Origin of the sequence: Streptomyces sp. NPDC058157 (genome assembly GCF_042884105.1) — a bacterium.
In the GTDB taxonomy this organism is placed as follows: domain Bacteria; phylum Actinomycetota; class Actinomycetes; order Streptomycetales; family Streptomycetaceae; genus Streptomyces.
In genome coordinates, this window is the sequence record NZ_JBHVUQ010000081.1 from 18,387 (window position 1) to 31,865 (window position 13,479).

Below are 13,479 nucleotides of genomic sequence, written 5' to 3' on the forward strand. Positions count from 1 at the left end.
ACGAACGGCCCGGAGCGCGATCGCTCCGGGCCGTTTCCCATGGTGCCCCCGGCAGGATTCGAACCTGCGACACCCGCTTTAGGAGAGCGGTGCTCTATCCCCTGAGCTACGAAGGCGTGCTGCCGCGAGGGCAGCCCAGGGACAGCGTAGCGGATCGGCATGGGGCGTCGCGGCTCAGTTCTCGGGCGAACCGGTGCTGCTCTCCGCGGCCATCGGGAGGCGGCCCGCCGCTATGCCTTGCGCCTCGCGTCGATCTCGGTGACGAGGTCCTCGATGAGGGTCCTGATCTCGTCGCGGATGGGGCGGACGGCCTCGACGCCCTGGCCGGCGGGGTCCTCAAGCTGCCAGTCGAGGTAGGTCTTGCCCGGGAAGTAGGGGCAGGCGTCGCCGCAGCCCATGGTGATGATGTAGTCGGACGCCTGGGCGGCCTCGGGGGTGAGGACCTTCGGGGTCTGGTCCGAGATGTCGATGCCCAGCTCCGCCATGGCGGCGACGGCGGAGGGGTTGATCCGGTCGCCGGGCACGGAGCCGGCGGAGCGGACCTCGACGCGGTCGCCGGCGAGGTGGCGCAGGAACCCGGCGGCCATCTGCGAGCGGCCGGCGTTGTGGATGCAGACGAACAGCACGGAGGCGAGCGGAGCGGTCATCGGTTTCCTCCATGGATCAGCCTTGGCTGATATCAGCGTAGGGTGATGTGAGAGTATCAGGCCATGATGACGTCAGCCGACACTGATCTGATCCGGGTGCTGGCAGACCCCCTCCGGCTCCAGATCGTCACCCTCCTCGCCCGCGAGACCCTGTGCACCACACACCTCGTGGAAGAGACCGGAGCCAAGCAGACCAACCTCTCCAACCATCTGAGAGTGCTGCGCGAGGCCGGGCTCGTGGACACCGAGCCCTGTGGGCGGTTCACCTACTACCGCCTGCGTCCGGACGCCATCGAGCAGCTCGCCGGCCGGTTCGCCGCCCTTGCGCGGAGCGCGCGCCTGACCGCCGAGGCGAACTCCAAGCGCTCCTGCCCCTGACCCGAGGAGATCCAGCCCGTGACCACCACCGAGCCCGCCGCGAGCGACGCCCCGGCCACCGCCGGCACGGTGCCGCAGCCCGCGCCCGGCGCCACCCCACCCCATATCCCGCTGATCGCCCGGGCCGCGGCCGAGTTCGTCGGCACGGCCGGCCTCGTCGCGATCGTGGTCGGCTCGGGCATCCAGGCCACGAAGCTCACCGACGACATCGCGCTGCAGCTGCTGGCGAACTCCACCGCCACCGTCTTCGGCCTCGGCGTCCTGATCGCCCTCCTGGGCCCCGTCTCCGGCGCCCACTTCAACCCGGCGGTCACGCTGGCCGAGTGGTGGACCGCCCGGCGCGGCGGCGCCGGAGTCGGTGGGCGGGAGCTCGCCGTCTACGTGCCCTCCCAGACCGCCGGCGCGATCGTCGGCGCGGTGCTGGCGGACGCGATGTTCGGGGAGCCGCTGGTGAAGTGGTCCACGCACGACCGCTCGGCGGGCAACCTCCTGCTCGGCGAGGTCGTGGCGACCGCGGGGCTGATCCTGCTGATCTTCGGGCTCGCGCGCACGGACCGCCTTCGCTTCGCGCCCGTCGCGGTCGCCTCGTACATCGGCGCCGCCTACTGGTTCACCTCCTCCACGTCCTTCGCGAACCCGGCGGTGACGATCGGCCGCGCCTTCACCGACACGTTCGCGGGCATCGCCCCGGGCTCGGTCCCGGCGTTCGTCGGCATGCAGCTCCTCGGCGCGGCCGTGGGGCTGGCCCTGGTCGCGGTCGTCTTCATGCGGGGCCAGACCGAAAGCGGGCAGCCCGCCGCATGACGCGGCCCGGCGGCCGTGTCGGAGGACCGGACGAACCCCCGGGAGGCCCCCGGTGCGTTGTCCTGAAGAAGCCCGCTCCGGGTAGCGGCGCAGCGGGCCACCGGCGAGGATGCCGGTCATGAGCACGCCGCCGGCCCTTTCCGCCCTCCGACCGGCGCACCCGGCAGCCGTGGTGTTCGGCGCGGGAGCGGCGATCGGCGTGCTGGGTGGGATGATCGGGCTGGGCGGTGCGGAGTTCCGCCTGCCGCTGCTGATCGGCCTCTTCGGGTTCGCCGCGCTCTCCGCGGTCATCCTGAACAAGGCGATGAGCCTGGTCGTGGTCCTGGTCGCGCTGCCCGCCCGCCTCGCGGCGGTCCCGGTTGCCGAGATCGCCGCACGCTGGCCCGTCGCGCTCAACCTGCTGGCCGGCAGCCTGCTCGGAGCGTGGGCCGGGGCGAGCTGGGCGGTCCGCATGCGCAGCACCACCCTCTACAAGGTCCTGGCCGTCCTCATGGTCCTCATGGCGGCGGCCCTGGTTCTCACCCACACCACCACCCTGGACACCCTCGACCTGCCCCTGGCGGCCCGGATCCCCGCGGGAGCCGTCGCCGGGTTCGGCATCGGCGTCGTCGCCGCGATCATGGGAGTGGCCGGCGGAGAGCTGCTGATCCCCACGATCGTGCTGCTGTTCGGCGAGGGCATCAAGACCGCCGGGAGCCTGTCCCTGCTCGTCTCCCTGCCCACCATGCTGGTCGCCTTCGCCCGCTACAGCCGCGACGGCAGCTTCGCCGTCCTCGGCGCCAACCTCCGCTTCACCGCCACCCTGGCCGCGGGCTCCGTCGCCGGCGCCGTGCTGGGCGGACTCCTCCTCGGCGTCTTCCCGGAGTTGGTCCTCATCCCCGCCCTGGCGGTGATCCTGCTCGTCTCCGCGTTCAAACTCGCCCGCCACGACTGAGGCGGCACACGCCTCACTTGGACGTCGACCCTCAAGCGCCCGCGGCTCTGGTCAGCAGCTGCCCCATCGCGGCGAGCACGGCGGGCTCGACCCGGTAGTACACCCACGTGCCGCGTCGCTCGGAGGACAGCAGCCCGGCGTCCTTCAGCTTCTTCAGGTGGTGCGACACGGTGGGCTGGGACACGCCGACGTCGGAGATGTCGCACACGCACGCCTCGCCGCCCTCGTGCGAGGCCACGGCCGAGAACAGCCGCAGCCGTACGGGGTCACCCAGCGCCTTGAACATGACCGCGGTCCGCTCGGCCTCCTCGGCCGTCAGCCGACGCTCGGCCAGCGGCGGGCAGCACGGCGCGACCTCGGGTTCCAGCGGCGGCGACACCTTCGCATTCGACATACGTCTATGTTGACACACGTCGAAGCAGGAGTCGCGATATCGATGCGTGTCTATGTTGACGTTTGTCGATCCCGGGTGCATGCTGGGGCCGTAGGAGATCGATAAACGTCGAAGCAAGGGGCCGTCATGAACGCCACCGCCAGCGCCAGCGCCACCGCCATCGAGCAGCTGCCCGTCGTGGTCATCGGAGCCGGCCCCGCCGGCCTGGCCGCAGCCGCCCACCTCACCGACCGCGGCCTTCAGCCGCTGGTCCTGGAGGCCGGCGCGCAGGCGGGCGCGGCGGTGCGCGAGTGGGCGCACGTACGACTCTTCTCCACCTGGGACGAGGTCACCGACCCCGCCGCCGAGAAGCTGCTGGCCCCCACCGGCTGGGTCAAGCCCGACCCCAAGACCTACCCGACCGGCGGTGACTGGGCCGGGCAGTACCTCCAGCCGCTCGCCGACGCCCTCGGCGACAAGGTCCGCCTCGGCGCCACCGTCAGCGGCGTCTCCCGCACCGGCCGCGACCGGATCGTCGACGCCGACCGCGAGGCGCAGCCCTTCACCGTCCACGTCACCCACGCCGACGGCCGCGAGGAGAAGATCCTCGCCCGCGCCGTGATCGACGCCTCCGGCACCTGGGCCGTCCCGAGCCCCGCGGGCGGCGACGGTCTTCCCGCCCTCGGCGAGCGGGCGGCGGCCGACCGGATCTCCTACCGGGTCCCCGACCTGAACGACCCCGCCCTCCGTGCCCGGTACGCCGGCAAGCGCACCGCCGTCATCGGCTCCGGCGCCTCCGCGTTCACCGCCCTCGCCTCGCTCGCCGACCTCGCGAAGTCGGCCGACGGCGCGGGCACGCACACCACGTGGATCCTGCGCCGCGGCATCTCCGGCTCCACCTTCGGCGGCGGCACCGCCGACCAGCTCCCCGCCCGCGGCGCCCTCGGCCTCGCCGCCAAGGCAGCCGTCGACGACGGCCACGCCGACGCCGTCACCGGCTTCCGCACCGAGGCCGTCGAACGCGACGGCGAGCGGGTCGTGCTGGTCGCCGAGGACGGCCGCCGCCTGGAGGCGGTCGACGAGGTCGTCGTCCTGACCGGCTTCCGCCCCGACCTCACCTTCCTCGACGAGCTCCGCCTCGGCCTCGACGAGCGCCTCCAGGCCCCCCTCGAACTCGCCCCGCTCATCGACCCCAACCAGCACTCCTGCGGCACCGTCTACCCCCACGGCGTCAAGGAGCTCTCCCACCCCGAACAGGGCGTCTACCTCGTCGGCATGAAGTCCTACGGCCGAGCCCCGACCTTCCTCGCCCTCACCGGCTACGAGCAGGTCCGCTCCGTGGTCGCCGCCATCGCCGGCGACCGCGCATCCGCCGAACGCGTCGAACTCGTCCTGCCCGAGACCGGGGTCTGCGGCGGGGCAGGCCTCTTCGACCAGCCGGACACCGACCAGACGCCCGAAGGCGGCGGCTGCTGCGCCCCCGCACCGCAGCCGATCCCCCTCGGCACGGCCCCGGCGTCCTCCTGCGGCTAGCCACCGCCGGGCCGTCGCGGAGGTCGGCTCGCCCGCCGCCCGGGATCATGGCGCCGGGGGCGCGCCCGCATAATCGGGGCAGGGGATGTGCCGTACCTATAGGGGGAGAACCATGACCGAAGCCGTCGAAGCCGCCGTGCTGCCGCAGCCGTTCGGGGAGGACTTCGCGGCGGACCCCTACGCCGTGTACGCGAAGCTGCGCGCCGAGGGGTCCGTGCACCGGGTCGCGCTGCCCGACGGGGCGCCCGTGTGGCTCGTGACGCACGAGGCCGACGTGCGCGCGGGGCTCGCCGACAGCAGGTTCTCCGTCGACAAGCGGCACTCCCGGGGCGGGTTCAAGGGGTTCTCGCTGCCCCCCGCGCTGGACGCGAACCTGCTCAACATCGGCCCCGAGGACCACCTGCGGCTGCGCCGCCTGGTGGCGCAGGGGTTCACGCCCCGGCACGTCGAGGGGATGCGCACGGCGATCCAGGCGGCGGTCGACACCTTCGCGGACCGGCTCGTGGCGCGGCTGGAGGCGGAGGGGACCGCCGACGTGGTCGCCGAGTTCGCCCGGCCGCTGCCGCTGAAGGTCATCGGGGACCTGCTGGCCGTGCCGCAGGAGGAGTACGGGCGGTTCGCCGGGTGGATCGGGTCGATGCTCCTGCCCGGCAGCGCCGAGGAGCTCGTCGGCGCGGTGCGCAGCGTCCACGGCTACCTGGTGGAACTCGTCGCGGCGCGGCGCGCCGCCCCGGGCGACGACATCCTGTCGGGGCTGATCGCCGCCCGTGACTCCGGCGACCGCCTCAGCGAGGACGAGCTGGTCTCCCTCGCCTTCCTGATCCTCATGGCCGGCAGCGAGAACGTCCAGCACCTGATCAGCGGCGGCCTGCTCACCCTCCTGACGCACGGGGCGGAGCCGACCGGGCTCCTGGAGCGCCCGGAGCTGCTGGCGGACGCCGTGGAGGAACTCTTCCGGTACGCGGTCCCCAACCACACCGCCATCCGCCGCTTCCCGACCGAGCCGGTCGAGATCGGCGGCGTACGGATCCCCGTGGGCGACACGGTGCTGTTCTCGATCGCCTCCGCCCACCGGGACCCGGCCCGCTACCCCGACCCGGACCGCTTCGACATCGGCCGGGCCGACAAGGCCCACCTGGCCCTCGGGCACGGCGTGCACTACTGCCTGGGCGCGCCGCTGGCCCGTACGCAGGTCACGCTCGCCCTGGAGACCCTGCTGCGACGGCTGCCCGGGCTGCGGCCGGCGGTGCCCGCGGCGGAGCTGGAGTGGAGCACCACGTTCAGGTTCCGTGCGCTGCGCGCGCTGCCCGTCACCGCCTGAACCTCAGACCCCGATCGGGGTGTGGAGCTCCACGGTGAGTTCGACCTCCACCGGGGCGTCCAGCGGCAGTACGGCCACCCCGACCGCGCTGCGCGCGTGGATGCCCGCGTCGCCGAAGGCGGTGCCCAGCAGTTCGCTCGCGCCGTTGACCACGCCCGGCTGGCCGGTGAAGTCAGGGGTGGAGGCGACGAAGCCGACCACCTTGACCACCCGTTTCACGGCGGACAGGTCCCCGGCCACCGAGGCCACGGCGGCGAGGGCGTTCAGCGCGCACTGCCGGGCCAGTTCGGCGGCCTGCTCCGGGGTGACCTCGCCGCCCACCTTCCCGGTGCGCGGCAGCGCCCCGTCCACCATGGGCAGCTGGCCGGAGGTGTACACGTAGTGGCCGCTGACCACCGCCGGCACGTACACGGCGACGGGCGGGGCGACCGGCGGCAGCTTCAGCCCGGCGGCCGCCAGGCGTTCTTCGGGGGTCGCGTTCATGGGCACGGGCTCCTTACAGAGGGGGGAAGGGCGGTCAGGGGCGGGTGACGCGGACCCGGAAGCCGCCGCCCGGGAGGGCCGCGACCACCGCGATGCTGACGTGCGCCTTGTCGTCGGTGAAGGTCTCGCCCGGCCGGAACGGCGCGTCCGACAGCTCGGCGTGCACGTTGGGGCGGCGCGTGCACCCGCCGCTGCCGCTCGCGCTGTCCGAGACCGTCACCGGCCCGCGCCCGGTGTCCACGTCCGAGTCCACCTTGTAGATCAGCACCCCGGGCTTGCAGACGGCCTCGTCGTTCCCGGTCCGCGTGCGCACCTCGACGGCGTAGCCGGCGCTCTCCGACAGGGGGACGAAGGCCAGTTTCGTGCCGCCGCCCTCCGCGCCCAGCGGGGCCAGCAGGTGCTCGCTGACGCCGGGCTTGGAGGCGCAGCTGATCTGGGACCCGTCGAGCCAGCCCAGCTTCCACTTGTGCCAGCCGAGGAGGTCGTTGTTGGCGCCCCAGTCCTCGCTCATGATGTCCCAGTGCCCGACCGTGCCGCCCCCGTCGGAGGTGTAGAGGTCGGGCAGTCCGAAGACGTGCCCGTTCTCGTGCGGCAGCACCCGGTAGCCGGTCTCCCGGTAGGAGCCGGAGCCGTCGTCCTGCCGGCTGTAGACGAAGGACGTGTTCGCGAGCGGCACCCCGTCGGCCATGGGGGCCTCGCCGTTTCCGGAGAAGGTGACCGACAGGACGGTGTCCAGGGCGGACGGTCCGGCGTTCGGGGTGACCAGGATGTTGATCAGGTCGTAGCGGCTGAAGTCCACCTCGGCGTCGGCGGCCCGGGCGATGTGCTCGACGAGCTGCCGGTAGCCGGGCTCGTAGGGGGAGCCGCGTTCGATCCCGTACGCGGCGAAGGGCATCGGCATCCGCAGCCAGTTCCGTATCGGGGCCTCGGCCCGGTAGGTCAGCCGGCCGTAGGAGCTGGTGCGGAACCAGTCGGAGGTCTGGGGGAAGAACTCCGCCAGCCGGTCCATGGCCGAGCCCTCGCCCTTGGCGTCGGGGAAGTCGATCATCAGGTTGAGGGCGCGGACCTCGCCCGTCGAGCGGGAGTACCCGGGCGCGGTCGGCAGGCCCTCCGACATCTGGACGCCCATGGTCGCGGAGATCCGGCAGGGCGCCAGGGCGGATTCGGCGCTGGCGGCCTTGGGGCCCGAGGTGGCGTGGCCGCGGCTGTGGATGCCGCCGCTGGCGGTGGCGGTGACGCCCAGGGCCAGGGCGGTGAGGCCGATGAACGCGCCGGTGCGGCAGGGTCTGCGTATCCGGTGGCGGGTCTGCGGCATGGAGATCGCCTTCGGGTGCGCGGCAGCCGGCCGGGTCCGGACTGCTCTCTGTGCGCTCACCCTCCGTCGGCTGCGACACGCCCGCGCGTCGAAAGCGGCCAAACGGGACGAAACCGCAGGATTCGGGTGTGATGCGGGTCACACGGAGGAGTGAAATAACCAGGGACTGGTTCCCCGTTTGCAAGAGAGTCCCCACAAGCGGGGAACCAGTCCCCGGTTCGGGGTCCCGTCGTACGAGTTCCAGCCCAGGGAGGCCCGGAATGCAGAGCCCCACCGCCGTCGCCACCCGGGTGCCCAAGCCGCGCGCCGACGCGGTGCGCAACCGGGAGCGGATCCTCGGTGCGGCCCGCGAGATGTTCGTGGAGTTCGGCGCGGACGCCCCCCTCGACGAGATCGCCCGCCGGGCCGGGATCGGCAACGCCACCCTGTACCGGCACTTCCCCGACCGGGCCGACCTCGTCCACCACGTGGTGCTCTACGTGATGGACCGGGTCACCGCCCAGGCCGAGGACGCCCTCGCCGAGGAGCCCGACGCCTTCGCGGCCCTGTGCCGCTTCACCCACGCCGCGGCCGACGAGCGGATCGGCGCCCTGTGCCCGATGCTCACCGACGGCTTCGACCACGACCACCCCGAACTCCTCGCCGCGCGCGAGGCGTTGGGGGCCGCCGTGGACCACCTGGTCGCCGCCGGCCAGGGCGCGGGCCTGCTCCGGGCCGACATCGGCACCGGTGACCTGATGCTCGCCCTGTCCCAGCTCGCCCGTCCCCTCCCCGGGACCGACTGCACGACGGTGAGCGGGTTCGTCCACCGCCACCTCCAGATCTTCCTCGACGGGCTGCGGGCCCCGGCCCGCTCCCAACTCCCCGGCACGGCCGTCACCTTGCAGGCCCTCAGCCGGAAAACCATGTGACGCGGCGCCGCCTCCTTCCGTAGTCTCGAAAACCGCCTCTTTTCGCTTCCTTTCGCTTCATTCCCTTCTTTTTCCAGTCATTCCGTCTTTCCGCACAGTGAAGTGGGTACCCCCATGTCCGAAACAGCCGCGTCCGCCCCGCCGGCTGCCGCTGCCGCCGCCGACCCCAGTCGCTGGAAGGCCCTGGTCTTCATCGCGCTGGCGCAGCTGATGGTCGTCCTCGACGCGACCATCGTGAACATCGCCCTGCCCTCCGCGCAGACCGACCTCGGCATCTCCGACGGCAACCGCCAGTGGGTCATCACCGCTTACGCGCTCGCCTTCGGCGGCCTGCTCCTCTTCGGCGGCCGCATCGCCGACAAGTGGGGCCGCAAGAACGCCTTCATCACCGGTCTCGTCGGCTTCGCCCTGGCCTCCGCCCTCGGCGGCGCCGCGAACGGCGAGGCGATGATGCTGGGCGCCCGCGCCCTCCAGGGCGCCTTCGGCGCACTGCTCGCCCCGGCCGCGCTGTCGCTGCTGGCGGTCACCTTCACCGACGCCAAGGAGCGCGCCAAGGCCTTCGGCATCTACGGCGCGATCGCCGGCGGCGGCGGCGCCGTCGGCCTGATCCTCGGCGGCTTCCTGACCGAGTACCTCAACTGGCGCTGGACCTTCTTCGTCAACATCCCCTTCGCGATCGTCGCGGCCGCGGGCGCCTGGATGGTCATCCGCGAGCCGGCCGGCTCCCGCAACAGCGCCCGTCTCGACATCCCCGGCGTGGTCCTCTCGACCCTCGGCCTGGTCTCGCTCGTCTACGGGTTCACCCGCGCCGAGTCCGCCGGCTGGACGGACGGGACCACCATCGGCCTGTTCGTCGCCGCCGCCGTGCTGCTCGCGGCCTTCGTCGCCGTCGAGTCCAGGGTCAAGTCCCCGCTGCTGCCGCTGCGCGTCCTGCTGGAGCGCAACCGCGGCGGTGTCTACCTCTCGCTCGGCCTCGCCGTCATCGCGATGTTCGGCCTGTTCCTGTTCCTGACCTACTACCTCCAGGTCGTGAAGGGCTTCTCGCCGGTCAAGACCGGGTTCGCCTTCCTGCCGATGATCGCGGGCATGATCACGGGCTCCACCCAGATCGGCGCCCGCCTGATGACCCGGGTCGCGCCGCGGCTGCTGATGGGCCCGGGCTTCCTGCTCGCCGCCACCGGCATGCTGCTGCTGACCCAGCTGGAGGTCGGCTCCTCCTACCCGGCGCTGATCCTGCCGGCGCAGCTGCTGCTGGGCCTCGGCATGGGCACCGCGTTCATGCCGGCCATGTCCCTGGCCACGTACGGGGTGAACCCGGCCGACGCCGGCGTGGCCTCGGCCATGGTCAACACCTCGCAGCAGGTCGGCGGCGCGATCGGCACCGCCCTGCTGAACACCATCGCCGCCTCGGCGACCACCGCCTACCTGACCGACCACGCGGCCCAGGCCGCGGCGGGCGGGGTCGCGGGGAAGCTGGTCCAGGCGCAGGCCATGGTGGAGGGCTACTCCTCGGCGATCTGGTGGGCCGTGGGCATCCTCGCGGTCAGCGCGGCCATCGCGTTCACCCTGATCAACACCGGCCGTCCGGGCCAGGGCGGCCCGGTGGCCGCCGGTTCCGGCGCGGCCTCCGAGGACGCCGAGCTGCCCGTCCCGGTGATCGCCCACTGACGGGGGCGCGTGCGCGGGAATGACTGAGGACCCCGCTTCGTTCAAATTTGAACGAAGCGGGGTTAGTCTTTTCGGGTGAACCGAGTACGCCCTCCCCGCGGACGACGTACGCCGTACGACCGGCCCGAGGAGCGCCCGATGACCACCCCCGCAGCCCCCACCCCGGCAACCCCCGCCCGCATGCCGGCGCTGTACCTCAGCCACGGCGCGCCGCCGCTCGCCGACGACCCGCTGTGGCCCGCCGAGCTCGCCGCCTGGTCGGCGGGCCTGCCCAGGCCCCGGGCGATCCTGATGGTCTCCGCGCACTGGGAGGAGGCCCCGCTCGCCCTCGGCGCCACCGAGCGGGTCCCGCTCGTGTACGACTTCTGGGGCTTCCCCGAGCACTACTACCGGGTCCGCTACGACGCCCCCGGCGCCCCGGACCTCGCCGCGTCGGTCCGCGCCCTGCTGAAGGCGCCCGGCACCCCGGTCCAGGACATCCCCGACCGCGGCCTGGACCACGGCGCGTACGTCCCCCTCGTGGAGATGTACCCGCAGGCCGACGTACCGGTCCTGCAGATCTCCCTGCCCACCCTGGACCCCGCCCGCCTGATGGACCTCGGCCGCAGGCTCGCCCCGCTGCGCGACGAGGGCGTCCTGATCGTCGGCAGCGGCTTCTTCACCCACAACCTGGCCGCCCTGCGTCACACCGGGCCCGGGGTTCCGGGCTGGTCGGCGGAGTTCGACGCCTGGGGCGGCGAGGCCCTGGCCGCCCGCGACGTGGACGCCCTGCTCGACTTCGAGACCAAGTCCCCGGCGGGCCGCCTGGCCCACCCCCGCACGGAACACTTCGCCCCGCTGTTCGTCACCCTCGGCGCGGCCGGATCCGACCTGGACGCGCAGAGCACGCCGGTGGACGGGTTCTGGATGGGGCTGTCGAAGCGGTCGGTGCAGTTCGGCTAGGGGGCTGCCGTGCGGGCGGGACCGGTGATGGCCTCACCGATGACGAATCCCCGGGCGGGCCCGGACGGGACCGTCGCCGCTTCGCCATAGGTCACCCGTGCCTCGCCGCCGTACACGCCGCTCTGGGGGTCCGGCTCGCTGAGAACCGTGACGGTGCCACCGTCGTCGTAGTCGTCGATCAGGATGTACAGGGGGATTCCCGCTCGGGCGTAGGCCCTCCGCTTGCGGACGCGGTCCCGGGTGATGCTGTCGTGTCCCCTGGATACGACTTCGACGACGAGGTCGACGCCTGCGGCCCTGATGGCGACGCCGTCCTCCGTGACGTGCGGCAAGGCGTTCTTCGGTGCGACGAGGAGGTCGGGGATCAGGATTCCGCCGCTGTGGGCGACGTTCATGTCCTGCCGGGCGACATGGCCGCTCCCGGCCAAGAACACCACGAGTTCGTCACGCAGGTCGTTGACGATTTCGCTGTGCGAGTAGCGGCCGGTGGGTGACACCTCGATGGACCCCTCGATGATCTCGGCGCGGAAGCCCTCGGGGAGTTTGTCGACGGCGGCCTGCCATGCCACGAACAGGGCCGCGTCGAGATCCTGCTGGGACATCTCCGCCTCCGGAGCCTCGTGGGCGAGAGCGGTCATGGGTGCAACACCTCCTCCTCAAGTGTGGGCGTCGCCGGCCGGGCGGCACAAGCGACTCCCCGAAGGTAGGGCGGACCGGGACCATGCCGGAGGAATATGCCCAACCCTCACCCGAACGGGCGACGGGCAGGCAACCAGAACCCGGCGCGGGCCGTCTTGGGGGGTGAGGATGCAGCCCGCGGGCACCGCTGGGGCGGACGCGCCGCGTGTGACGGCGGTCTCATCGGCGGACCGGCCGCCTGGGCCGCCCGGGCGTCTCCGGAGCGGGCCTGACCTGCACCTCTTCGGGTTCTCGTGGCCCGCCGAAACCACCCGACCCGGGTGGCGGCGGGGCAGGATACTGCAAGATCCCGGAAAAGAGGGAGGCGTGTGGGAATTCTGTCCCGATTCCAGTCGTTGTTTCCCTCGGAAGCGGGCACTCGGGAGAGTGTCCGAAGACGCACCGCGACCGTTCATCGCATCGCAAGGGAGCACCGCATGGCAACCCGCGCCGTCGCCCGTCGTCAGTCCACGAGCAGCGCCCGCGCCGCGGGCGGCGAGATCGTCGACCGCGACCTGGTCGGCATGTACCTGGACGAGATCGCGCGCACCCCGCTGCTCGACGCCGCCCGGGAAGTGGAGCTCTCACAGATCATCGAGGCGGGCGTCTACGCCCGGCAGATCCTCGACGGAGAGGTCGAGCGCGGCGGGGAGACCCCCGCGCGCGAGGAGCTGGAGGCCCTGGCCGCCGAGGGGGAGCGGGCCAAGGAGGTCTTCATCCGGTCCAACCTCCGCCTCGTCGTCGCCGTCGCCCGGCGCTACCCGCGCAGCGGGCTGCCCCTCCTCGACCTGATCCAGGAGGGCAACGCGGGCCTGGTCCGCGCCGTGGAGAAGTTCGACTACACCAAGGGCTTCAAGTTCTCCACGTACGCCACGTGGTGGATCCGCCAGGCCATCACCCGCTCCATCGCCGACCAGTCCCGCACCATCCGCCTCCCCGTCCACCTGGTGGAGGAGCTCGGCCGCATCCGCCGGATCCAGCGCGAGTTCAACCGCGAGAACGGCCGCGACCCGGAGCACGCCGAGATCGCCGCCGAGCTCGACACCACCGAGAAGCGCGTCGGCGACGTGCTGGACTGGGCGCGCGACCCGGTGAGCCTCAACATGTCGGTGGACGACGAGGGCGACACCCAGTTCGGCGACCTGCTGGAGGACACCGCCGCGATCTCCCCCGAGCAGTCCGTGCTCGCGCTGCTGCGCAGCGAGGAGCTGGAGGACCTCCTCGGCAAGCTCGACCAGCGCACGGCCTCGATCATCAAGATGCGCTACGGCATCGAGGACGGCCGCGAGCGGACCCTGACGGAGGTCGGCAAGCAGCACGGGCTCACCCGCGAGCGGATCCGCCAGATCGAGAAGCACGCCCTGCTGGAGCTGAAGCGGATGGCCCGCGACACCGGCTTCGACGCCGTGGCCTGACAGCCCGCCCGAAGCCCCCGAGACGAGCCCCGGCACCCATCCCCCCCCCGGGTGCCGGGGCTCCCCCCTGCCCCGCC

The 13,479-nt window shown here is 72.5% G+C and carries 14 protein-coding genes and 1 tRNA gene; 9 read left to right on the forward strand and 6 right to left on the reverse strand.

Going from position 1 to position 13,479, the window contains the following annotated elements; all coding sequences use genetic code 11:
• Positions 1–40 precede the first annotated feature (40 nt).
• Positions 41–116, reverse strand: a tRNA-Arg gene (locus ACFVXK_RS20850).
• 114 nt (positions 117–230) lie between these two features.
• Positions 231–647, reverse strand: a complete 417-nt coding sequence (locus tag ACFVXK_RS20855; protein WP_389613746.1) for an arsenate reductase ArsC — start codon at positions 645–647, stop codon at positions 231–233.
• A gap of 63 nt (positions 648–710) precedes the next feature.
• Between ACFVXK_RS20855 and ACFVXK_RS20860 the strand changes: the two genes are divergently transcribed.
• From ACFVXK_RS20860 to ACFVXK_RS20870, 3 genes are all read left to right on the forward strand, one after another.
• Entirely contained in the window at positions 711–1,025 is a 315-nt protein-coding gene (locus ACFVXK_RS20860) for an ArsR/SmtB family transcription factor (protein WP_389613748.1), read from the forward strand.
• Between the two features lie 18 nt (positions 1,026–1,043).
• The gene (locus ACFVXK_RS20865; RefSeq protein WP_389613750.1) at positions 1,044–1,829 is read left to right on the forward strand and encodes an aquaporin; all 786 of its coding nucleotides are present in this window, start codon (positions 1,044–1,046) and stop codon (positions 1,827–1,829) included.
• 118 nt (positions 1,830–1,947) lie between these two features.
• The gene (locus ACFVXK_RS20870; RefSeq protein WP_389613752.1) at positions 1,948–2,763 is read left to right on the forward strand and encodes a sulfite exporter TauE/SafE family protein; all 816 of its coding nucleotides are present in this window, start codon (positions 1,948–1,950) and stop codon (positions 2,761–2,763) included.
• A 31-nt stretch (positions 2,764–2,794) separates the two neighbouring features.
• On the opposite strand, the gene ACFVXK_RS20875 is transcribed toward ACFVXK_RS20870, so the two are convergent.
• A complete protein-coding gene (locus ACFVXK_RS20875; RefSeq protein ID WP_389613754.1) occupies positions 2,795–3,157 on the reverse strand; it encodes an ArsR/SmtB family transcription factor in 363 nt (120 codons plus the stop codon).
• 126 nt (positions 3,158–3,283) lie between these two features.
• Between ACFVXK_RS20875 and ACFVXK_RS20880 the strand changes: the two genes are divergently transcribed.
• Together ACFVXK_RS20880 and ACFVXK_RS20885 are read left to right on the forward strand one after the other, a co-directional pair.
• Positions 3,284–4,669 (forward strand): FAD-dependent oxidoreductase, encoded by a 1,386-nt coding sequence (locus tag ACFVXK_RS20880; protein ID WP_389613756.1) that lies wholly within the window; start codon positions 3,284–3,286, stop codon positions 4,667–4,669.
• 112 nt (positions 4,670–4,781) lie between these two features.
• Positions 4,782–5,990, forward strand: a complete 1,209-nt coding sequence (locus tag ACFVXK_RS20885; RefSeq protein ID WP_389613758.1) for a cytochrome P450 — start codon at positions 4,782–4,784, stop codon at positions 5,988–5,990.
• Positions 5,991–5,993: 3 nt separating this feature from the next.
• On the opposite strand, the gene ACFVXK_RS20890 is transcribed toward ACFVXK_RS20885, so the two are convergent.
• Positions 5,994–6,473, reverse strand: coding sequence for a RidA family protein (locus ACFVXK_RS20890; RefSeq protein WP_389613760.1), 480 nt, complete (start codon positions 6,471–6,473; stop codon positions 5,994–5,996).
• A 34-nt stretch (positions 6,474–6,507) separates the two neighbouring features.
• Complete coding sequence (locus ACFVXK_RS20895; RefSeq protein WP_389613761.1) at positions 6,508–7,788, reverse strand: M6 family metalloprotease domain-containing protein; 1,281 nt, start codon at positions 7,786–7,788, stop codon at positions 6,508–6,510.
• 260 nt (positions 7,789–8,048) lie between these two features.
• Between ACFVXK_RS20895 and ACFVXK_RS20900 the strand changes: the two genes are divergently transcribed.
• The 3 genes from ACFVXK_RS20900 (at position 8,049) to ACFVXK_RS20910 (ending at position 11,309) form a co-directional block, all read left to right on the forward strand.
• A complete protein-coding gene (locus ACFVXK_RS20900) occupies positions 8,049–8,699 on the forward strand; it encodes a TetR/AcrR family transcriptional regulator (protein WP_389613763.1) in 651 nt (216 codons plus the stop codon).
• A gap of 114 nt (positions 8,700–8,813) precedes the next feature.
• A complete protein-coding gene (locus ACFVXK_RS20905) occupies positions 8,814–10,367 on the forward strand; it encodes an MFS transporter (RefSeq protein WP_389613765.1) in 1,554 nt (517 codons plus the stop codon).
• 138 nt (positions 10,368–10,505) lie between these two features.
• Positions 10,506–11,309, forward strand: a complete 804-nt coding sequence (locus ACFVXK_RS20910; protein ID WP_389613766.1) for a dioxygenase — start codon at positions 10,506–10,508, stop codon at positions 11,307–11,309.
• Here the strand turns inward: ACFVXK_RS20910 and ACFVXK_RS20915 are convergent.
• Positions 11,306–11,947, reverse strand: coding sequence for a Uma2 family endonuclease (locus ACFVXK_RS20915; protein ID WP_389613768.1), 642 nt, complete (start codon positions 11,945–11,947; stop codon positions 11,306–11,308). The two genes, ACFVXK_RS20910 and ACFVXK_RS20915, sit on opposite strands and share 4 nt — an antisense overlap.
• 477 nt (positions 11,948–12,424) lie before the next feature.
• Between ACFVXK_RS20915 and ACFVXK_RS20920 the strand changes: the two genes are divergently transcribed.
• Positions 12,425–13,402: an RNA polymerase sigma factor RpoD/SigA gene (locus tag ACFVXK_RS20920; RefSeq protein ID WP_389613769.1), complete on the forward strand. Its 978-nt coding sequence runs from the start codon at positions 12,425–12,427 to the stop codon at positions 13,400–13,402.
• Positions 13,403–13,479: the final 77 nt, after the last annotated feature.